At 42.7% G+C, this 20,380-nt stretch carries 17 protein-coding genes and 1 pseudogene; 15 read left to right on the plus strand and 3 right to left on the minus strand.

The window, feature by feature from the left end:
- The first annotated feature begins 62 nt into the window (after positions 1 to 62).
- The 7 genes from ACEE44_RS03030 (at position 63) to ACEE44_RS03060 (ending at position 7,109) form a co-directional block, all read left to right on the plus strand.
- On the plus strand, positions 63 to 1,133 hold the full coding sequence (locus tag ACEE44_RS03030) for a hypothetical protein (protein WP_449171228.1): 1,071 nt from the start codon (positions 63 to 65) through the stop codon (positions 1,131 to 1,133).
- A 2-nt stretch (positions 1,134 to 1,135) separates the two neighbouring features.
- Entirely contained in the window at positions 1,136 to 2,188 is a 1,053-nt protein-coding gene (locus tag ACEE44_RS03035; protein WP_248055293.1) for a hypothetical protein, read from the plus strand.
- Positions 2,178 to 3,002 (plus strand): hypothetical protein, encoded by an 825-nt coding sequence (locus ACEE44_RS03040; RefSeq protein ID WP_449171229.1) that lies wholly within the window; start codon positions 2,178 to 2,180, stop codon positions 3,000 to 3,002. Before ACEE44_RS03035 ends, ACEE44_RS03040 begins: the two co-directional genes overlap by 11 nt.
- Positions 3,002 to 3,682, plus strand: a complete 681-nt coding sequence (locus ACEE44_RS03045; RefSeq protein WP_449171230.1) for a hypothetical protein — start codon at positions 3,002 to 3,004, stop codon at positions 3,680 to 3,682. Before ACEE44_RS03040 ends, ACEE44_RS03045 begins: the two co-directional genes overlap by 1 nt.
- A 14-nt stretch (positions 3,683 to 3,696) precedes the next feature.
- Complete coding sequence (locus ACEE44_RS03050; RefSeq protein ID WP_449171231.1) at positions 3,697 to 4,407, plus strand: hypothetical protein; 711 nt, start codon at positions 3,697 to 3,699, stop codon at positions 4,405 to 4,407.
- Positions 4,408 to 4,455: 48 nt separating this feature from the next.
- On the plus strand, positions 4,456 to 5,421 hold the full coding sequence (locus ACEE44_RS03055; RefSeq protein ID WP_449171232.1) for a helix-turn-helix transcriptional regulator: 966 nt from the start codon (positions 4,456 to 4,458) through the stop codon (positions 5,419 to 5,421).
- 74 nt (positions 5,422 to 5,495) lie between these two features.
- A complete protein-coding gene (locus ACEE44_RS03060) occupies positions 5,496 to 7,109 on the plus strand; it encodes a WG repeat-containing protein (RefSeq protein WP_449171233.1) in 1,614 nt (537 codons plus the stop codon).
- Between the two features lie 249 nt (positions 7,110 to 7,358).
- On the opposite strand, the gene ACEE44_RS03065 is transcribed toward ACEE44_RS03060, so the two are convergent.
- From ACEE44_RS03065 to treP, 3 genes are all read right to left on the minus strand, one after another.
- Positions 7,359 to 7,736 (minus strand): iron chaperone, encoded by a 378-nt coding sequence (locus tag ACEE44_RS03065; protein ID WP_449171234.1) that lies wholly within the window; start codon positions 7,734 to 7,736, stop codon positions 7,359 to 7,361.
- Positions 7,737 to 7,785: 49 nt separating this feature from the next.
- Positions 7,786 to 9,411 carry an alpha,alpha-phosphotrehalase gene (gene treC / locus ACEE44_RS03070; RefSeq protein ID WP_449171235.1) on the minus strand — a complete coding sequence of 542 codons (1,626 nt, stop codon included), beginning with the start codon at positions 9,409 to 9,411 and terminating at the stop codon, positions 7,786 to 7,788.
- A gap of 80 nt (positions 9,412 to 9,491) precedes the next feature.
- Positions 9,492 to 11,483: a PTS system trehalose-specific EIIBC component gene (gene treP / locus ACEE44_RS03075; RefSeq protein WP_449171236.1), complete on the minus strand. Its 1,992-nt coding sequence runs from the start codon at positions 11,481 to 11,483 to the stop codon at positions 9,492 to 9,494.
- Positions 11,484 to 11,890: 407 nt separating this feature from the next.
- Between treP and treR the strand changes: the two genes are divergently transcribed.
- The 8 genes and pseudogenes from treR (at position 11,891) to ACEE44_RS03115 (ending at position 20,379) form a co-directional block, all read left to right on the plus strand.
- On the plus strand, positions 11,891 to 12,604 hold the full coding sequence (treR, locus tag ACEE44_RS03080) for a trehalose operon repressor (protein ID WP_449171237.1): 714 nt from the start codon (positions 11,891 to 11,893) through the stop codon (positions 12,602 to 12,604).
- Between the two features lie 55 nt (positions 12,605 to 12,659).
- Positions 12,660 to 12,971, plus strand: coding sequence for a hypothetical protein (locus ACEE44_RS03085; RefSeq protein WP_449171238.1), 312 nt, complete (start codon positions 12,660 to 12,662; stop codon positions 12,969 to 12,971).
- Positions 12,968 to 13,516, plus strand: coding sequence for a CvpA family protein (locus ACEE44_RS03090; RefSeq protein WP_105124490.1), 549 nt, complete (start codon positions 12,968 to 12,970; stop codon positions 13,514 to 13,516). Before ACEE44_RS03085 ends, ACEE44_RS03090 begins: the two co-directional genes overlap by 4 nt.
- Positions 13,517 to 13,551: 35 nt before the next feature.
- The gene (locus ACEE44_RS03095; RefSeq protein WP_449171239.1) at positions 13,552 to 15,885 is read left to right on the plus strand and encodes an endonuclease MutS2; all 2,334 of its coding nucleotides are present in this window, start codon (positions 13,552 to 13,554) and stop codon (positions 15,883 to 15,885) included.
- 23 nt (positions 15,886 to 15,908) lie between these two features.
- Positions 15,909 to 16,621: pseudogene (locus ACEE44_RS03100) on the plus strand (GNAT family N-acetyltransferase).
- A gap of 219 nt (positions 16,622 to 16,840) precedes the next feature.
- A complete protein-coding gene (trxA, locus tag ACEE44_RS03105; protein ID WP_002941035.1) occupies positions 16,841 to 17,155 on the plus strand; it encodes a thioredoxin in 315 nt (104 codons plus the stop codon).
- A gap of 57 nt (positions 17,156 to 17,212) precedes the next feature.
- The gene (msrB, locus tag ACEE44_RS03110) at positions 17,213 to 18,151 is read left to right on the plus strand and encodes a peptide-methionine (R)-S-oxide reductase MsrB (RefSeq protein ID WP_449171240.1); all 939 of its coding nucleotides are present in this window, start codon (positions 17,213 to 17,215) and stop codon (positions 18,149 to 18,151) included.
- A 242-nt stretch (positions 18,152 to 18,393) separates the two neighbouring features.
- Positions 18,394 to 20,379, plus strand: a complete 1,986-nt coding sequence (locus ACEE44_RS03115) for a DUF1430 domain-containing protein (protein WP_449171241.1) — start codon at positions 18,394 to 18,396, stop codon at positions 20,377 to 20,379.
- The last annotated feature ends 1 nt before the right edge of the window (position 20,380 follow it).

Consider the following 20,380-nt stretch of genomic DNA (forward strand, 5'->3'; position numbering starts at 1 on the left):
GTATTTGTTATGCTATAGACAGAAGCATAGGAGATATGCAAATACATTTTAAGGAGTTATATATGTTAAAAGGAATTCAGTCTATTGGCAATCTTGCTTTGTTTTTTCTGAAGATAGTTATTCTGATTGTTTGTTGGGATGTTTTTGACATTAGTCTATCCAATCCAAGCAAATTAGCTAATTTTATTGTAGTGGGAATAGTGGTCTTGCTTTTCGGCAGTGGCAAAATGAACGATCTACGGCAATCGACCTTTTATAAAGAGATTTATCTAAAATTATTTGCTATGGTAGCGGTCGTCCTTTTTCTGTTCATTCCAACAGTCTATTCCTTGTTTCGTGTGGAAAGTTTGCTACAGGAGAATGGGTTCTTTCGGGTAATTGGAGGATTTATTTCTGTAATCGCTTTACTAATTTTTGTATGCATCGGAATTGTTCTACCTTTTTGGCTCATCTATCGTGCGGCAATTTTTATCGCTGGAACAGATCGTTCTGGTTATATGCAGGTGCCAAAATTTTTTAAGCATCAGCCTAAGAAGATAAGGCTATTTATTCTTAATAAGACACCAAGATTTGATCGCCTAGCTATCGTCTGTGGTATTTTTTTAAGTATTGTCTATCTTCAAGCAGGGTCGGTCCCTTTACCAGCCTTTCTATCTTTTTTAAAGGTTGGGACCTATATTCACCCTCTGGTTCTCGTGTTCTTGTATAAGATGATTTCGATTCGTTTTAATTACAGTATGCATAATTTTTCTTATCATCTCTTTGACCAAGCTTCGCCCGTATTTCCACATCTGAAGCCAGGTTTTTATGAGGAACTTTTCAAGGTCAAGTCATCAGGCGGCTCTACTGTCCAACAGAAGTGGGAAGAAGATAGGCGGTATAATGCAGAAATTAAGTACCACGCTGCGACAGTTGTTCCTGTCCAACTTCCTTTCATTACTCTATCTTTGTATTGGACTATGGATGAGGAAGGGAAAAATTGGAAAATTTACAAACCAGAGCAATACCTAACAGGTCCTGGCTCTGGCAAGGTAAAGACTGAGGCAGAAAGACGGGCAACATCCTTGAAGCCACTAACTGAACCAAGTCTTATCAAACCAGTCGCAAAACAACCAGATATTAGAAGGAAATAGCTATGGGGAAGAAATTTGAATTTATATTGCGGATAGTTTTGTTCGGAGTGGGTGTTTTTGTGGTTCGCAATACGCTTGCATCCCTGTGGCCCTTTACCTTTATCAATGTGATGTTTTGGCTCTATACTGGGATACTGTTTGCGCGGCTTTTCTTTCCAGACTTTTATGCCCGCTACCGTTCCCATCTCCATCTACTCCCTATTCTTTATTTTGTCTATTCGATTTGGTGGATTATGGAGTTGACGACAGACTATGCTTTTCAAGGGACAATTGTCATCTTTATTCTCCTGGTTCTTTGGTATCGTAAATCAACCTTCAGGGAAAAAGAGCAGGCACTGAAAGATGAAAAAGAACGTGCCAAGAGGATGGAGCAGAGAAAGACGGAAGAGGCACTGGCCGTGCGCCATGCCTTTCAAGAGGGGATTATCGTGAGAGATGGTTTCTACAATCCTCAATTGGATGATTTAGAAGCATTCGCTAAGCAGACGATTATGAAATTCACGATAGATACTGCTGAAAATCCAGACAAGACAGTTATCACCTATCGTCGTTCCAATCGGTGGTTGCATGAATTTGACATTGACGATATGCCCTATGATCATATCAAGATTTATCATGATGGGGAGGTTCATCAGGTTTTGGCTCGCTTCCGTAAACAGTCTGCTAAACGTTTTAAGCGTGACAAGGAGCTAGGGCTGGGAGATTATCATAGACGGTCTTTGCGGCCGTGGATCCGTCCAGTAGATGCTGGGCAGTATGATAGGACTCATATTATTCCTATTGGTTACCATGGTTTTGAAGCTGATCCACGCCTGGTTATTGGTTGGTCTAGTGAGCAAAATAGAAATCAATTTCCAGAGTGGGAAAAACTGCTTGCTTCTATCAATCAAGTCGAGGACATTATTTGGTATACGGAGATAAGAAAAACGAAATACGGCGCAAAGTGGACCTATGTGTTGACGGACAAGAATGGTCGTGCCTTGCAACGGGGTGAATTTGTCATGGGAACGGAAGAGAAGCCTGTGACCTTTGAATGGGGGACCTATGAACAATAAAAAAGGCTGTCTGCTTATTCTAGCAACTATCTTTGTCTTGTATAAAATTATTCTGCCAAGTAAGGTGCTGACGGGCTTACTTGGTCTGGCTATCATGGCAGGTGTTGTTTATTTTGTGAAAAAAGAATACTTCACCAATCGGACCGCAAACTTTTATCATTCAGGAAGTGAAATAAAGCCACACATTCGGAAGAAAATTGTGACACGGAAGACCTATTCGCCTGACTATGATCGTCTGGAGGCTTTTGAACAACAGGATGTACTCTATGTGACCAGTGGAGAACCTTTTGGTTCCTCGGTTGTCATTGAGTACAGAAGATTGCCTCAAGAAGTTGCTCCTGAAGATTTTTCAGATATACCTAAGGATACTATCTTGGTTCATCATTCGGAGGACAAGCATCAGTTGATTGCATTCTTTGGTAAGGGTTCTTTTCACAGGGTTCCATTTGACTACTACCGTGGGGATGATTTTCCTTTAGAGAAGATGTGGGTGCGACCCTATGGACCCGTTTTTCAAAGATGGATGTTAATTCCCTTTACTTTTCACGGTTTGGAAGCCGATCCTCGTCTATTCATAGCTGTTGAGGGGATGACAGAAAGAATCTTTGATACCTATAAAGAAGCTATGTATGATATTGGTCTTTTAAATAGGGACCAGGATACATGTATTTTTATTGACATCAATCGCTTTGACACTGGCATGGGTATCCTGTATCAGGTCTTGGACAAGGAACAATCCATCATCTATACCCAAAACTTTTTCCTTCCTGGAAACTATACTTTTGAAAGCTTAGAAAATGGAGTAAGTGTCTAATGTTTCATATCAATTATCAAGGAAAAGTGGCAAAATGTGGTGGTCTTTTTCGAAAATGTGAAGTAGAAGCCAGTCCTCATTTTGAAACCAAGGCAGAAGGGGAAGCCTATTTGGAAAAATGGGAGGACAATCGCCGGAGGTATCCAAGTTTACAATATAGCTCGCTCGTAGAGCCGTGTTTTAAGGGGCATGGACCGGGGAATTTGTTAAATATAGAAGGTAGTTCGGAGTATCTTCATGTGTTTTTGAATAGTGAGGAGCTTGAGGAAGCTATTTTGGAATTTTTATTCCAAGAGTATGAAAATGAAGCCTTACCAATGACTGTTCTGGGTCCCGCGGCTGATTTTACGGAAGATCCTCAGTTAATAAAAATGGTGGAGCAATTTTATGCTTGTGAAGGGGATTATCGGATAGCGGGTGGACCAAGTCCTGCCCCAGGGATGAGCATTGATAAGATACTGCCCCTTTTGGTAGAACGCTTGTATGCCAAATATAACATTATTGAATTCTTTGCCTGGCTAGGATACGAAGTCTATTGTACGGGAGAATTTATTGGGATTGGTTATTACAGATGTGGTTATTCGGACTTCTTAGTCGCAAGGGTGAATGAAGAGTTGGAAAAAGAGATAGCCTACTTATTTGAAGAAGATGATGATTATGACTATGAGCTAGAAGAATAAAGGAGGACTGGAAGATGGTGCTATATCACTACTCATCGAGAACGGGTATGGTGGAGGAATGTACTGCTAGAACAGTGGAACATTGTGAGTTTAGTGCTTATCCCCATTCAAAGAATTTTTCTTTTGTGGAGAAGTATCGTCAGGATGAAAATAAGGCTAGGAAGGAGGCGATTGATAATACAGAACGGCTCTTGAAAAGGGATTACTTGTTTGAACCTTTATCTGCTAGCTTATTGTGGTCAGATACAGGGGCTAAGGACTGGTCGCGAGTAACCATACGAGCAATGGAAGTCGCCAAAGTAGACAGTGATATTATTCAGTGGTTAAAAAGCAAACCCTTCTGTCTTTTCCGTCGTTCTCAACCAGGGATTGCTTCTTTTCTCAACTCACAAAATGGTCTGAAAGATGTCGCTAAGGTGATGGAATCTCTATTCTATACTAATATGGGGTCTGATTTAGGAACTCAGACCATGTTAGACCGTTGGCAATTAAGAAAACTCTGTTCAAATGACGGGGCGGCTACAAATTTTCATAAGCCAGTTCTCAACCACCATATTACCAGCATAGATAACTATACTCTAGCAAACGTTTGGTTGGAATATGTCCGGGAAAAGAAAAAAAGCGAAGAATTGCGTAAATTTATCTATGGGATGGAGATATTCTATGCGATTGTACTGCCAACCGGTCAAAGTCGCCCAGAGGAAAGTTATTGGACTTGCAAATAGTAGTAAAATTTTTTAGAATAGAGAAAAATAACAATTGGCGGTTGAGATATGAAAGATAAATTGTTGCTGGCGATCTATATCTTAGAGATATTAAAAAAGTATTCCAGCCACCAAAGTAGGCTCACACAAGCGCAGATTATGAAGCGTTTAGAAACTGACTATACCATTTCGATTACCAGAAAGACTCTTTCCAACTATCTGGTGAGATTAAAAGAAGAGGGATATATTGAAGGTCAACGGGGTGTCTATATTCGCCGGGATTTTTCTGATAATGAATTAAAATACTTGATTGATAGTATCCTCTATGCTAAACATATGCCGGATGAGCAGGCTGTCACCTTGATTGAAAAATTAAGGAATCTATCTCCTACCCGTGTCAAAAACCGGGCCAAACACATTAGCTACCTATCCTCCATGAACCATACTGATAATATGTGCCTGGATCAAGTTGTTGAAGGTTTGGAGGAGGCTATCGAGAAGAATAGAAAGGTTCAAATTACGACCTGTCGTTACAATCTGTCGGGGAAATTAGTGGATACAGGCACTAGTATCATCAGTCCCTATTACATTGTTTCTTCCATGTCTCGCTACTATGTGATTTGTTATGACGACTGTCGGGGGCAATATCTGGAGAACCGCCGTCTGGATCGGATTACTCAGGTTGAGGTCCTCTCAGAACCACGACGTAAGCTCGATCAGAGTGCTAGTATGAGAGAGCGGTTTCATCTAGGTCAGTACATGAAGGAACATCTCTATATGTTTTCTGGTCCGACTGGCAAAGTTCGGATTGCCTTCAAAGAACAATTAGTGGGGATTGTAATTGATTGGTTTGGCAAGGATTTTCGCTTCGTGAAACAAGAGGGCGATATGGTGACTGTTGAGCTTATCTGTAATGAAGATGCCTTTTATCACTGGGCCCTGCAATACGGGGAACATTTTGAAATAATAGCTCCCGACCATCTCCGGAAGAGAATGAAAGAAGGTTTAGAAAAAATATTAAAAAAATACCAATAGAAGTTGATAATGTGTAATCTTCTACCCATAACATTTTATATAATAGTCACATAAATAAGAAAAGAGGTACTATGATGTCACTATTATTATTGAAAAAGAATGGTTTGTTTGGTTTGATGACAGTAGATGGAAAAATGATTTTTCCGCCACTTTATTCCGAAATATCCGAATATTCTAATGGTCTGATTGCAGTCAGAAAAGACAAGCTCTGGGGCTACTTAGATGAAGAAGGTCAGCTGGTAATTCCTTTCCAATTTACAGAGGCTAAGAAATTCTCAGCCAAGGGGGCAGCGCCTGTTAAATTTAATCACTCACCTAGCTCGTGGGGAATTATTGATCGGACAGGTAAGCAACTCAATAAGAAATTGAATTTTGATCAGGGCTACCATGCAATTTCAGAATTCTCGGAAGAAGGATTAGCCATAGCTCAGCACTATAAAACCTATTGCTTGCTTGGGGAAGATGGACGGATTGTAAACAACCAATTCTATGCTAGTATTCATAAATTAGATTTGAGCAATACCTATCTAATTCGTGAGTTGAGTTCCTACATAGCTGTCAATGAAGATATGGATGTTATTTTTAGGTCGGAAAAGCACTATGATGAAATTTACTCTATATCCCATGGGATGCGGCAGGTGGTTATGGATGACTTGGTTGGCTATGTAGATGAAACAGGTCGAGAAGTCATTCCTTGTCAGTACCAATTGGCTTATGAATTTGCGGAGAATGGTCTGGCTCCTGTCCAGTTCGACAATGGTTTGTTTGGTTACATCAATAAAGAGAATAATCTTGTTATAGAACCTCAGTTTGACGATGCCTCTATTTTTGAAAATGGTTTGGCTCCTGTTACAAAAGATGGCAAGACCTGGTTTATCAATGAAAAGGGTGAGGCTGTCTTTGGGATGACCTTTGCGGCTGCCTCTCATTTTGCGGGTGGTTTGTCAAATGTGACCTTGCATACTGGTCAAACTGCTTTTGTAAATACCTCTGGTCAAATCGTTTTCTACTATCCATCCGAATGGGAAGTGGAAAAGTTTACAAGTAAGGACATCACAACCTTCAAGGTTGGGGATGAAGTAGGTATCATCAATAAGCAGGGAGATGTCATCGTATCAGCTTGTTGCGAGAGTTTGGAGGTGAGTGAGTTTGGTAATCTGCATCCCTACAAACAAAACGGGCTATGGGGTTATATTGATAGTGAGGGCAGCATCGTCTTTAAAAATCAATTTTTACGAGCCAGCACCTTTGGGGCAAACGGTCTAGCTAGTGTCCAAATTGAACGAGCAGTGGCTCTAGAAGACCAAGACCAAGCAAGAGAAGAAGATGATATCATTATTGAGATGGATGAAGAGAAATCGATCTTTTGGAATATTATCAACGAAGATGGCCACATCTTGTTCCAGTCAGAAGATTTAGACTTCCTCTCAGGATTTGGTTCAAGCCCTTATGCCTACTGTGTAGAAGATGGCAAGTATTACTTTATCAATGCAGAAGGGGTTCGATTTGGTAAGGGAGATGAGTTTATGTCGACATTCTGTGACGGCGAAGCGATCGCTTTGCAATCAGGTTACTTCAAGTATTTGGATGCATTGGGACAGGAGTTAAATCTGGATAAGTTTGGTTTGGTTCGCTTGTCGGAGGATTTTGAATTGATGGTTGATCTTGATTTTGAAAAGGAGAATTAACATGAAACATTTATTACGGAACTGGTGGCACTAAAAAATACTGATTGGGTACAGCACCAAGTGCTCAATCAGTCTACTCCTAATATGTGATCCATTAGGGCATTACAAACGATGGACAATCAAAAAAACAGCTATCTCCCCCCTGAGATAGCTGTTTCTGTAATATATTGTAACAGTATTTTTTGAAAAATAGCTAAAAATACTACGATTTTTTTGAAGTTATTTTCCAGGCAGATTTTCATTCGTTTCTTATCTCCAGAACTTGTCATAGCCTTTCTTCTCGTCCATGTTATAGGCGATGATATTACGGAGCAGGTCCCAGTTGACTTCTTGGTCTTCCTTGATTTTGAAGAGGTTGGAGGTTGCTTCGTAGCCGGCCTCCTTGATGTCCTGAGCAAAGGTTTCCATAGTGACCGTTTCAGGTGCAATGGAAATGTGAGCCTTGGCAGTAGAGAAACCAATGATAAAGGTTCCGTCCATGATAAACATGGGCTGGTTCCATTTGATTTCTGTGGTTAGACTTGGAAATTCTTGCTGGATTTGGGTGAAGATTCTTGCCAGTTTGTCCTTCAAGACAGGATTGTTGACCTTGTTCAAAAATTCTTGGAGCATAATGTTCCTTTCCATTTTTTATTTCATTCTATCACAAAAGAGGAGCGGGCTCCTCTTTTCTTGCTTATTTCACCAAAATCGCCAAGGCTTGATAAGGTTTCAAGCTAATTTTTTTACCGAGTTTGCTGTCAGGATAGTTGCTGATGAGGACTTGACCACGTGCGTAGTCGTCTGCTAGGTCTAGTTCAACCTCTTCTGCGAAGAAATTGTTGAGGACCAACAGTTTTTCGTCATTTAGCAAGCGTTCAAAAGCATAGACTTTCTGGCTGTCCTTGTAGGCTGCCTTGTAGTCCCCTTCTGAAATCAGAGGAAGTTCTTTCCGCAGGCGAATGAGTTCTTGGTAGAAGGTAAAGATTGGACCTTTTTTTTCCTGTTCAACGTTAATGGTTGGATAGGATTTGCCAGCTTTCAGCCAAGGAGTTCCTGTTGAGAAGCCTGCATTTTCAGAAGCATCCCATTGCATCGGAGTGCGGGAATTGTCGCGGGACTTGGCCTGGATAATCTTGAAGGCCTGATCAGGTGCGTGACCTTGGTCCAAAAGCATCTGATAGGCATTGATGGACTCGACATCGACATAGTCGTCCATGCTGTCGTAGTCGGGGTCAATCATGCCGATTTCCTCGCCCATGTAGATGTAAGGCGTACCGCGGGACAAGTGGATAGAGGCTGCTAGCATGGTTGCTCCTTCCTTGCGGAAATTCTCCACATCGACAAAGCGGTTGAGGGCACGAGGTTGGTCGTGGTTGTTGTAGAAAAGAGCATTCCAGCCATTTCCGACGGACATCTCTTCCCCCCAAGTGTGGAAGAGGTGTTTGAGTTCCTCAAAGTCAAAGTCCATAATGGTCCATTTTTGTCCGTCCTTATAATCCACTTTCAAGTGGTGGAAGTTGAAGGCCATGGACAATTCTTCCCGCTCAGGAGCTGTGTAGAGGATACAGTTTTCAATGGTGGTGGCAGACATTTCCCCAACGGTCATGAAGCCTTTTTCGCTACCAAAAGTGGCATTGTTCATCATCTTGAGGTAGTCGTGGGTAATCGGGCGGTCGGTGTAGGCTGGTTTACCGTCATTGATTGGGCAGTCTTCGAGGACTTCGTCCTTACCAATCAGGTTGATAACATCGAAGCGGAAGCCTTTGACACCCTTGTCTTTCCAGAAGTTGACCACTTTGAAGAGTTCTTCGCGGACATGAGGGTTTCGCCAGTTGAGGTCGGCTTGGGTCACGTCAAAGAGGTGGAGGTAGTATTTTCCAGTATCTCCAAAAGGAGCCCAGGCGTTGCCGCCAAACTTAGACACCCAGTCAGTTGGCTGGTCACGCAGGATAAAGAAATCCTGGTAGTATTTGTCGCCGGCTAGGGCTTTTTGGAACCATTCGTGGTCTGTCGAGCAGTGGTTGAGAACCATGTCCAGCATGAATTCAATACCCAGCTCTTTACCGACAGCCACCATTTCTTCAAAGTCAGCCATGGTGCCGAAATCAGGATTGACAGCTGTATAATCAGAAATATCATAACCGTTGTCCCGTTGCGGACTTGGGTAGAAAGGATTGAGCCAGATCATGTCAATGCCTAATTCCTTTAGATAAGGAAGTTTTTCAATAATTCCTCGTAAATCCCCTACACCATTTCCTGTCGTGTCCTTATATGATTTGGGGTAGATTTGATAAACAACCTTTCGTTTGTCTATTGTCATTTTGCTCTCTCTTTCTAGAATTATCTTGGTTGATAAAGCAATGATAGGAGGTGCAAGTTACCCTGCGCCCTCCTAGTATATTAATTCTTTTTAGCGGTTAGGATAGCTTGTCCACGTTCTACTGAACGAGGAAGTTCTCCAAGAACCTCTGTATTGAAATCAGTTTGATTTGTTACGATGACAGGTGTTTCTGTTACCAGACCGGCAGCCTTGATAACATCGATGTCAAAGCTAATCAATTTGTCACCTGCTTTAACCTTGTCACCTTGTTTGACATGGGCTGTAAAGCCTTTTCCTTCCAAGCTGACAGTATCCATGCCGATGTGCATTAGTAATTCCAGACCATTTGCAGCAGTGATACCAACTGCATGGTTGGTTGGGAAGAGGACAGATACTTCACCATCAACAGGTGCTACCAGAAGACCTTCGCTAGGGTCAATAAGGACACCTTGCCCCATGACACCTGATGCGAATACAGGGTCAGTTGCCTGTGACAATTCTTTTGCTTGACCAGTTAGGGGGCTGATCAAATCAGATTTTTCTCCTGAGGAAACGCTTGGAGTTACGCTTTTTACTTCTTCAGGAGCCTCATCCTTTTTTGCAAATAGTCCTGCACGTTTGAAAACAACTGTCAAAATCATTGGAACTACAATTGCTACCAACATAGTGAGGGCAAATACTCCCCAGTATTCAGCCTTGATAGACAAGATACCTGGAAGCCCACCGATACCGATAGAAGCAGCTTGGATGTTAAAGGTTACAGATAATAGACCAGCAATACTTGAACCAATCATAGCCGCTACGAATGGATAAACGTATTTAACGTTGACACCAAAGAGGGCTGGTTCAGTGATACCAAGGTAGGCAGAGATAGTTGCTGGAAGCGAAATTTGTGCCTCTTTTTCATTCTTACGGTTCATGAGGAAGTAAGCAAATACTGCAGAACCTTGTGCAATGTTAGAGAGGGCAATCATTGGCCATAGACCAGTACCACCAGCATCTGCAATCAATTGGGTATCGATGGCGTTGGTCATGTGGTGAAGACCAGTGATAACGAATGGTGCATAAAGGGCACCAAATACCGCACCGAAGAGCCATTTTACAGGACCAGTTAGACCAGCCAATACAATAGTTGACATCCATTGACCGATAGTCCAACCAAGAGGACCAAGGACAGTGTGAGCCAAGATAAGTGCTGGCAGAAGGGATAGGAATGGAACAAAAATCATTGATACCACTTCAGGAACAACCTTGCGCCAGAAGATTTCTAGGTAAGAAAGGGCCAAACCTGCCAAGAGGGCTGGGATAACCTGTGCTTGGTAACCGATACGGGCGATTGAGAAGAAGCCGAAGTTCCAAGACCAGTCGCTAGCGATGGTCGCAGCATCCGTACCTGGTACAGCGTAGGCATTGAGCAACTGTGGTGAAACCAAACAGATACCAAGGACGATACCGAGGATTTGAGATGTCCCCAGCTTACGAGATACAGACCAAGTGATACCTACTGGTAGGTAGTGGAAGATGGCTTCACCTGGCAACCAGAGGAAGTGATTGACACCATTCCAGAATGGTGATACTTGAACGATGGTGTTCCAGATTGGTTTACCACTTGCGTCAAAGAGGAGTTCTCCATCTTTCATAGCTTGACCAAGTGCTTCGAATTGTACGCCTTCCAAAACGTTACGGAAACCAAGGATCAAACCGCCGACGATAAGGGCTGGGATGATAGGCGTGAAGATTTCTGCCAACATAGTCATCACGCGTTGGACGGCATTTTGGTTGCTTTTAGCAGCAGACTTGGCTGCTTCTTTAGATACGCCTTCGATACCAGATACGGCTGTGAAGTCGTTGTAGAAAAGAGGTACATCGTTACCGATGATAACTTGGAACTGACCAGCATTGGTGAAGGTTCCTTTTACGGTTGGAAGGTCTTCGATGACTTTGACATTTGCTTTTTTGTCATCTGCAAGAACAAAACGCATCCGTGTCGCACAGTGAGAAACTGCTGTGACATTGTCTTTGCCGCCAATAGCGTCCAAGAGCTGTTTGGCTTCTTTTTCAAATTTTCCCATATATTTTTCCTTCTAGGCACAATTGGGCTAGTGCCGTTCCCATATTTTTTGTCATTTAGCTTCTCTCTTGGTACTTTGCTAACTCGCTTTGCCGTACGCTATGAGGGTTACATTTTATCAGCAGTATGATTTTTAACCTTCAATAGTCGCTAGTCTGATTGTTGGAGCGGCCAGTAGCTAGTTGCCTAGTACCAAAAGTAAACTAAAAGACTTTGTTTTCCGATTTATCATGTTTTAGGGGGACACAACAAATTGGATATACGAAATTTGTACGGACAAATTTCGTTTGTGCTAGTATTGTATCCGATTTCAAAAAATAATGCAAGCCCTTTTACTTAAATTTTTTAAAATTTTGTTATAATAGTGATGTTGTATGATAGAAAGCAGTCAATATATGAGGTTGAGAAATGAAAAAATACCAAGAAATTTATCATGATTTAAAGGAAAAAATCCGTACAAATCTTTATCCTGCAGAAACGTCCTTACCGACCGAGCTACAATTGCAGGAAATCTATGGGGTTAGTCGGGACACGGTACGCAAGGCCTTGGCTATGCTGACAGAAGGGGGGCTTATCCAAAAGGTTCAGGGACGTGGTTCCATGGTCTTGAAGCAAGAGATCTTGAATTTTCCTGTTTCTGGCTTGACCTCCTATCAGGAATTGACCAACTCTCTTCAATTGTCTAGTCAGACACAGGTTGTCAGTCTAGAACAGGTGACGGTCAATAGCAGTCTGGCTAGTTTGACAGGTTTTGAACCCTATAGCAAGGTCTGGAAAGTTGTCCGTACACGTTCTATTGATGGGAAGATTTCTGTAGTGGATACGGACTATTTGGCTGAGGAGTTGGTTCCAGCTCTGACAGTTGAGATTGCGGAGAAGTCCATCTATGAATACCTAGAAGGCCAGTTGGGTTTGGATATCGCCTATGCGCAAAAGGAAATTACGGTGGAGCCTACCAGTCGGGAAGAACGTGATTTGATGCAGTGCCAGGATGATTATTTGGTTCTCATCAAGTCCCGGGTCTATCTGGGGGATACAAGACAGTTCCAATATACAGAAAGCAAGCATAAGATTGATAAATTCCGATTTGTAGATTTTGCACGCAGAAAACATTCTTTGTAGGATATGGATTAGCAAAATCATCTATTTTATTGTATAATGGTAAGCGAGGTGTTTTATGGCAAACTTAAATCGATATAAATTTACATTTGGTGAGAAGCAATTAACCTTAACGACAGAACATGATAATCTCTTCATGGAAGAAATTGAGCGTGTTGCAACCGAAAAATATCAGGCAATCAAGGAAAAGATGCCAACGGCTGACCCTGAAACCTTGGCGCTTTTATTGGCAATCAACGCCCTCTCTGTTCAATTAACGCGTGAAATCGCTTTTGAGCAGACCGAGGCGGAGTTGGCCTTTGTAAAAGAAAAAGTATTGAAGAAAAATGTCACATTAGTTGATTTGGATGAACTTGAGGAGAAGGCATGATTTCATTGGTAATTTTGCTAATTTTGGCCTGGAGCTTCTATATTGGCTACAGTCGTGGCTTGGTCTTGCAGGCTTTCTATGGTCTATCTAGTATTTTGGCCCTGGTCATTGCAACAGCGACCTACAAGAAGTGGATAGCCTTTCTCTACCTTTGGGTGCCTTTTGCCAATGCCACTCAGGGTAGTTCGACCTATTACTTTGATGAAAACTATCTATTTGATTTGGACAAGGTATTCTATGCTGGTCTTGCCTTTCTTTTGATCTATATCCTGATTTATGGATTGGCACGTTTTGTGGGGATTTTTGTCCATCTACTAGAGGAATTTAACCCGGATACAAGAACGACCAATCTGATTAGTGGTGCCATAGCTGTTTTGGTGACCTTTCTTTCCTTGCAGATTGTTTTGGTCTTGCTATCGACCATCCCCTTGGCAGCAATTCAAGATAGGCTCCATGGAAGTTTTCTGGCCAATTTTATGATTCAGTACACACCATTTACGAGTAGTTTTTTAAAATCTCTTTGGTTGAGTAATATTGCAGGGTAAGGGGAACCTTATCCTTTTTGACTAAGTAGGAAAATATGAATAGTAAAATTATTGAAAGCCTTGAATTTCACAAGGTTATAGGAAAAATCGAGCCCTATCTCTTGACGGAGCAGGGTTTGGAAGAATTAAGGCAGTTGGAGCCCATGGTGGAAGCCCACCGTATCCAGCAGGCCTTTGATGAGTTGACTGATATGGGACAAATCTTTGTCGAAAGTCCTTACTTTAGCCTCTCAGCGACCAATGACATCAATCCAGCCATGCGCCGTTTGGAATTGGATACGGATCTCAATATTTCCGAGTTATTAGCCGTCAAGAAGGTATTGGAAGTGTCCAAGTCTCTCCTGGACTTTTATGGCAATCTTGAAAATGTCAGCCTCAGCCAGCTGGACAAGCTCTTTGAAAAAATTGAGCTTTTCCCCCACTTGCAAGGCTCGCTCCAGTCCATCAATGATGCTGGTTTTGTAGAGGATTTTGCCTCAGAAAAGCTGGCTCGTATTAGAAGAAAAATCCGTGAAGCAGAGGACCAGGTCCGTCAGGTCATGCAGGATATTTTGAAGAACAAGAGCGATATGCTGTCAGATACTATTTTGGCTAGCAGAAATGGGCGCAATGTTCTTCCTGTTAAAAATACCTATCGCAATAAAATTGCAGGTGTCGTTCATGATATTTCCGCTTCTGGTTCGACGGTTTATATTGAACCTAGAGCGGTCGTTACGCTCAATGAGGACATTACCAATAGCAAGGCAGAGGAACGGCATGAAATCAGTCGGATCTTACAGGAATTGTCGGATATGCTGCGACCACACAGCAGTATCCTCCGCAACAATGCTTGGGTCATTGGGCATTTGGACTTTATCCGAGCCAAGCACCTCTTTGCAAGAGATTTCAAGGCGGTTGTGCCTACTATTTCGGAGAAGCAGGATATTGCCCTTCTCAACGTTCGGCATCCGCTCATTGCTAAGCCCGTACCAAATGACCTTTATTTCGGTAGCCAGTTGACGGCTATCGTGATAACAGGTCCCAACACTGGTGGTAAGACCATCATGCTTAAGACCTTGGGATTAACGCACCTTATGGCTCAGTCTGGTTTGCCTATCTTGGCTGATAAGGGCAGTCGAGTAGCTATCTTCAAAGAAATTTTTGCGGATATTGGTGATGAACAGTCCATTGAACAGAGTTTATCAACCTTCTCCAGTCACATGACCCACACGGTGCAGATTTTAGCGGAGGCGGATCAAGATTCTCTCATTCTCTTTGACGAGTTGGGAGCGGGGACAGATCCGCAGGAGGGTGCGTCTTTGGCAATGGCTATTTTGGATGACCTTCGTCTGCGGGGGATCAAGACCATGGCAACCACCCACTATCCTGAGCTCAAGGCCTACGGAATAGAAACCTCTGGTATTGAAAATGCCAGCATGGAATTTGATACCAATAGCCTGCGTCCGACCTATAAGTTTATGCAGGGTGTTCCTGGTCGCTCCAATGCCTTTGAAATTGCCCGCCGTCTTGGTCTATCTGATATTATTATCCAGTCAGCCCAATCTTGGACCGACACCGATAGCGATGTGAACCGCATTATCGAGAAATTGGAAAGCCAAACGATTGAAAGTCGCCGTCGCCTAGATAAGATTCATGAGGTGGAGCAAGAAAATTACAAGATGAACCGAGCACTCCGCAAGCTCTATGACGAGCTCAATCGTGAGCGGGAAAATGAACTCAACAAGGCACGCTTGGAAGCCAAGGAAATTGTAGATATGGCATTGGCAGAAAGCGAGGATATTCTCAAAAATCTCCATGCAGCAGCCAGTCTCAAGCCTCACCAGATTATCGAAGCCAAGGCAGAGCTGAAAAAGTTGGCGCCTGAAGTGGTGGATCTGTCTAAAAACAAGGTTCTGAAGAAAGCTAAAATCCAGCGGGAAGCCAAGGTGGGCGATGACATTATCGTTACAGCTTATGGACAGCGAGGCACCTTGACCAATCAGCTCAAGGACGGGCGTTGGGAAGCTCAGGTTGGTTTAATCAAGATGACCTTGACCAAGGAGGAGTTTGAGCTTGTTAAGGCTGAAAAGGCAGAGCAGCCTAAGAAACGCCAGGTTCACACAGTCAAACGCGCTAATGTACGAGGACCAAAAGCCCGCTTAGATCTCCGTGGCAAACGCTACGAAGAAGCTATGATGGAATTGGATGAATTTATCGACCAGGCGCTGCTTAACAATTTGGCACAAGTCGACATTGTTCACGGTATTGGTACAGGGGTTATCCGAGAAGGCGTGACCAAGTACCTACGCCGTAACAAGCAGGTCAAGGAGTTCGGCTACGCCCCACAAAATGCAGGTGGATCAGGCTGTACTATTGTGACCTTTAAATAGCAATCAACCGATGGGAGATTCTTATGATTATCAGAAAATATCAAACCAGTGATGAAAAAGGCTGGGTTTACTGTAAGGCACTCAGCTACCTTTTTTCTCCCTTTTTTGACGATAGAGAAACTGAAAAGCCCGAACTACTGACAGATATTTATGATTACCGTGTGGAATGGGTGGCTGAAGTAGATGGCTCAAACAGTTTGGGGAACCGTTTGAGGTTGGAGATGGGACTTGCGTAGCAAGTTTCTGCTATTAAGTTGGTCTAATCGACATCGATATTTACACAGAGGAATGTAGCCAGTCTTATATTTACGCACCAAGCAAGCGGACTGCCTATTTCACCAACCTTGCTGTTCATCCCGACTTTCAAGGGCAGGGCATTGCCCAGGCGCTTTTTGAAAAAGCTGAGCAAGAGTTGAGAGAGCAAGGTGTAGAGAAACTAGCCATCTTTACTCGTGAGGATGACGCATCCAACCATTTGTATAAGAAATGGGGTGGACAATTGGTTTGCACTGACTATCTAGTCGTCGGAGCACCAAAAGACATTCCTACCTTCCGTTTCGGAATTGATTTAGAGCAAGGCCGATTGTCCTTTACAGATGAAACAGGTCAGTCAGTACCCTACTATCTACGCGAAGGTGTCTATGTCGTTAGTGAAGAAACCGACTTGGAACTCTTTGACATAGAAGATGTCTATCAAGAATTAACCTATGTGGTGGATTTGACGGAAAAAAGTTGAAAAGGTTCAACTTTTTTCTTTTGGCAATGAGCCTGGCAAGTCAAAGGTATTATTAGTCCTTTCTCTTCTCCCTGCGGTCTAGCTTGGCTTGACAATAGGCATTTTTAAGTCACTATTTTCTCGACATGCCTATCTCCACTCTCATCCCGTAGCAAAAATTCGCATTCTCTCTTCATTTGGTGTAAAATGATAGTACCAAAAACAGAAACGGAGAAAATTATGGTTCAAGTTATTACAGATGCAAACTTTGAAGTTGAAACACAAGAAGGCGTAGTCCTTGTTGACTTTTGGGCACCTTGGTGTGGTCCATGCCGCATGCAAGCACCAATCTTAGAGCAATTAGCAGGTGAAGTGGATGAAGATGAATTGCGCATCTACAAAATGGATGTTGATGAGAATCCAAACACAGCTCGTCAATTCGGTATTATGTCAATCCCAACCCTTTTGTTCAAAAAAGATGGACAAGTTGTGAAACAAGTTGCTGGTGTTCACACCAAAGACCAAATCAAAGCAATCTTGGCAGAGATTGGTTAGACAAAGAAGAAAAGGTTAAGGAAACTCAGCCTTTTTCTGTATAGAAAGGAAACTCACATGAAAGAAATCTACCTAGCAGGCGGTTGTTTCTGGGGGATGGAAGGCTATTTCTCCCAGATCGATGGTATTCTTGACACCAGCGTTGGCTATGCCAATGGACAGGTGGAGACGACCAATTATCAACTCCTCAAACAAACAGACCACGCAGAGACGCTCTATCTAGCCTATGATGAGACTCGTATCAATTTGCGGGAAATTCTCCTCTACTATTTCCGCGTCATTGACCCCTTCTCTGTCAATCAGCAGGGACCTGACAAGGGACGTCAGTATCGGACTGGTATCTATTACACAGATGAGGCTGATTTGCCGACTATCGAGCAAGTCATGACGGAGCAGTCCCAGCTCTTTGGCGGACGCCCCCTAGCCGTTGAAGTGGAGTCACTCGCACATTACATTCCCGCCGAAGATTACCATCAGGATTATCTCAAGAAAAATCCCCAAGGGTACTGTCATATCGATCTTGGGCAGGCAAAAATCCCTCTGATTGATGTTGCAGACTACCAAAAGCCAGACCAGCAAGTCTTAAAAGACAGCTTGACCGACCTCCAGTATCAAGTCACTCAAGAAGCTGCGACGGAAAGACCCTTCGAAAATGAGTTTTGGAATAGCGACCAAGCTGGCATCTACGTCGATATTACGACTGGTGAACCACTCTTTCTCTCGACAGACAAATTCGACTCAGGCTGTGGCTGGCCCTCCTTTACCAAACCAATCAGCAAGGAAGTTGCGACATATTTCCAAGACCTCTCCCATGGCATGAACCGCATCGAAGTCCGCAGTCGGGCCGGCCATGCTCATTTAGGTCATGTCTTTGATGACGGACCGCGTGGCAAGGGTGGATTACGTTACTGTATCAACTCAGCAGCCCTTCGTTTCATACCGAGAGAGGAAATGGAAGAAGCAGGATATGGCTTGTTTTTGGAACTACTTAAATAAATTTAGTAACGTAGGAAGTCTATTCGTCAAGAATAGGCTTTTTTGTGTCAAAATAGTATATTTAAACATATAATTTTGATATAATGATTTATACATAGATAATATTTTAGTTGAAGAAGTGGCTATTTTGCTGTCAATTAACCAGTGCGCTGAGATATTGAAGCGAACTCTGAGCAGAGACATTGGAATTTTTTCCTAGCCTATTTCTTACATTTTAGAGAATAGGAAGACAGGTGATTGTGATGAAAGGAAAATTTGTGCTTGTATCGACGATCATTCTAGCCGTCTTTATGATTTGGTTGGGCGTCAGTCAAAAGGAGACCATGCTAGTTCATTATTATCCTTCTGTGACTACCTTGTCGGTATCTGAGGACGTGACATATTCAGATGTACGACAGCGATTAGAGGACTATTCTCAACAGACGGATAGTATCATTGCCAGACGAGTAATTGAGCCAAGTACATCAGGCGGACGTACCTTTTCTTATGATAATTTTAGTCAATCTCCCCTACCAAGAGGATTAGAGGAATTTCAGGCATCAGAAAAGGTGGAGTCTGCACTTTTAACCAAATATTTTGTTTTCCAAGGGAAAGCGACGGTAGAGGAGCTTGGTTCTCTTCTTGTCTCGCTTGGATTTGATGAAGTTCAGATTCGGAAGCCTTCGACTATTGCTACTTTACTAGCATTTCTGACCCAAGGAGGTCAATTCTTAGCCATACTGGTCTTTCTCATTACCTATATGGCTTTGGTCGTGATTGCCAATGTAAGGCAGTTGCGTACAGCAGGTATCCGTTTGATTGCAGGAGATTCACGTTGGCATTTATTTCTACTATCTCTACAGGAAAATGCGAAAGAGATAGCTCTAACTATCCCATTTGCGGTTCTTCCAGCAGTTGGACTGGCCTACCTCGTTGGATTAGATGGCTATTCTGTCTACTATCTGGTCGCAGCTCTAGTGGGCTATCATTTCTTGCTTGGTTTGATTGCACTTTTTTTCGCTACTACATTTACCTTGGCCATTCGGACCTATCACTTTTTACCCTTGTTAAAAGGGAAGATGCCCCTGCAAGGGATCCTGACCATTATGGTTATGGGACAAATGCTGGCTCTACTGGTGGTGTCATTTGGTGTGGCTCAAACCGTCTATTATTCAGGGATTTGGCAGGAATACCAAGTAGGTGCTCAGCAGTGGGAGAATGAAGGGGATTACTATAGTTTAGCTTGGAATATTTCTGCGGATGGTCGCTCAGGACTAAATTCGCCTGAAAATTGGTATCCTTTACTAAAGCAAGCTTTGGAGGAAGACGGCGCGCTCTTTGTCAAAAGTAATTTGAATGCCTATTTAATGGGCTCCCAACTGGAAGATGGGACACGCCTTGACAGCTACCATCCAGCAGGCAACACTCTCTACGTTAGTCCAAATTATTTGCAGATACAGGATGTAAACTTAGCAGAAGGAGAAGTAGCGCTCCCTCTACAAGAAGGAGAATTTGAGCTTCTGTTGCCTGAAAAATTGCGCCCTGAAAGCGATACTTATCTCCATCTTTACCAAGATTATATCAATCGTATGGTTAGCCCTGCTAATCAAGCACGCTCAGCTACCATTAAGGGAAAAGTTGTTTATCTAAAAGATGGGCAGAAGCAGTTTATCTACAATCATCGTTCTGGTCAACATGTACAATACCTGACAGACCCCATTTTAGTTGTGCTGGCACCGTCAAGTCTGGGAAAAGATTCTGCTGACTTTTGGTTGAATGAAGTAGATAGCAGTATCTTATTTAAAAATAGAGATAAACTTTTGCGCGAATTGAAGGCAAGAAATCTGTTTCAATTTGTCAATGAAGTGAAAAGTAGTTCCTCCCTCTTTACGGAACTTTTGGATCGTATTCGGATAGAGACCATTTCAACATCTATGGGTGCCATTTTAGGGATTGTGACATCAATTGTCCTGTTTAATACCATGAATCTTCTATACTTTGAAGAATTTAAACGTGATATTTTGATCAAGGAAATTGCAGGGATGGATTTTTGGGGTATTCATCAGAAATACCTAACGGTTCAGCTACTGGCCCTTTTATTAGCCTTGGGAGCGAGCGTAGTAGTAACAGGTCACATATTCATAAGTAGTATCAGTTTTATCTTGTTTCTGCTCGACGCGCTCTACTTATTGAGGTGGCAGACAAGAAAAGAAGGAGCTTGGAATATCCGTATTTTGAAAGGAGCCTAGT

Source organism: Streptococcus sp. 32226D021BW (assembly GCF_053545015.1).

Excerpts from the sequence above, each read along its gene's own strand:
- msrB (WP_449171240.1), top strand. The coding sequence starts at position 17,213 with ATGAAAGAAATCTACCTAGCAGGCGGTTGTTTCTGGGGGATGGAAGGC.
- ACEE44_RS03065 (WP_449171234.1), bottom strand. The coding sequence starts at position 7,736 with ATGGAAAGGAACATTATGCTCCAAGAATTTTTGAACAAGGTCAACAAT.
- ACEE44_RS03045 (WP_449171230.1), top strand. The coding sequence starts at position 3,002 with ATGTTTCATATCAATTATCAAGGAAAAGTGGCAAAATGTGGTGGTCTT.
- treC (WP_449171235.1), bottom strand. The coding sequence starts at position 9,411 with ATGACAATAGACAAACGAAAGGTTGTTTATCAAATCTACCCCAAATCA.
- ACEE44_RS03060 (WP_449171233.1), top strand. The coding sequence starts at position 5,496 with ATGTCACTATTATTATTGAAAAAGAATGGTTTGTTTGGTTTGATGACA.
- ACEE44_RS03095 (WP_449171239.1), top strand. The coding sequence starts at position 13,552 with ATGAATAGTAAAATTATTGAAAGCCTTGAATTTCACAAGGTTATAGGA.
- ACEE44_RS03090 (WP_105124490.1), top strand. The coding sequence starts at position 12,968 with ATGATTTCATTGGTAATTTTGCTAATTTTGGCCTGGAGCTTCTATATT.
- ACEE44_RS03115 (WP_449171241.1), top strand. The coding sequence starts at position 18,394 with ATGAAAGGAAAATTTGTGCTTGTATCGACGATCATTCTAGCCGTCTTT.
- ACEE44_RS03030 (WP_449171228.1), top strand. The coding sequence starts at position 63 with ATGTTAAAAGGAATTCAGTCTATTGGCAATCTTGCTTTGTTTTTTCTG.
- treR (WP_449171237.1), top strand. The coding sequence starts at position 11,891 with ATGAAAAAATACCAAGAAATTTATCATGATTTAAAGGAAAAAATCCGT.
- treP (WP_449171236.1), bottom strand. The coding sequence starts at position 11,483 with ATGGGAAAATTTGAAAAAGAAGCCAAACAGCTCTTGGACGCTATTGGC.
- trxA (WP_002941035.1), top strand. The coding sequence starts at position 16,841 with ATGGTTCAAGTTATTACAGATGCAAACTTTGAAGTTGAAACACAAGAA.
- ACEE44_RS03035 (WP_248055293.1), top strand. The coding sequence starts at position 1,136 with ATGGGGAAGAAATTTGAATTTATATTGCGGATAGTTTTGTTCGGAGTG.
- ACEE44_RS03085 (WP_449171238.1), top strand. The coding sequence starts at position 12,660 with ATGGCAAACTTAAATCGATATAAATTTACATTTGGTGAGAAGCAATTA.
- ACEE44_RS03055 (WP_449171232.1), top strand. The coding sequence starts at position 4,456 with ATGAAAGATAAATTGTTGCTGGCGATCTATATCTTAGAGATATTAAAA.
- ACEE44_RS03050 (WP_449171231.1), top strand. The coding sequence starts at position 3,697 with ATGGTGCTATATCACTACTCATCGAGAACGGGTATGGTGGAGGAATGT.
- ACEE44_RS03040 (WP_449171229.1), top strand. The coding sequence starts at position 2,178 with ATGAACAATAAAAAAGGCTGTCTGCTTATTCTAGCAACTATCTTTGTC.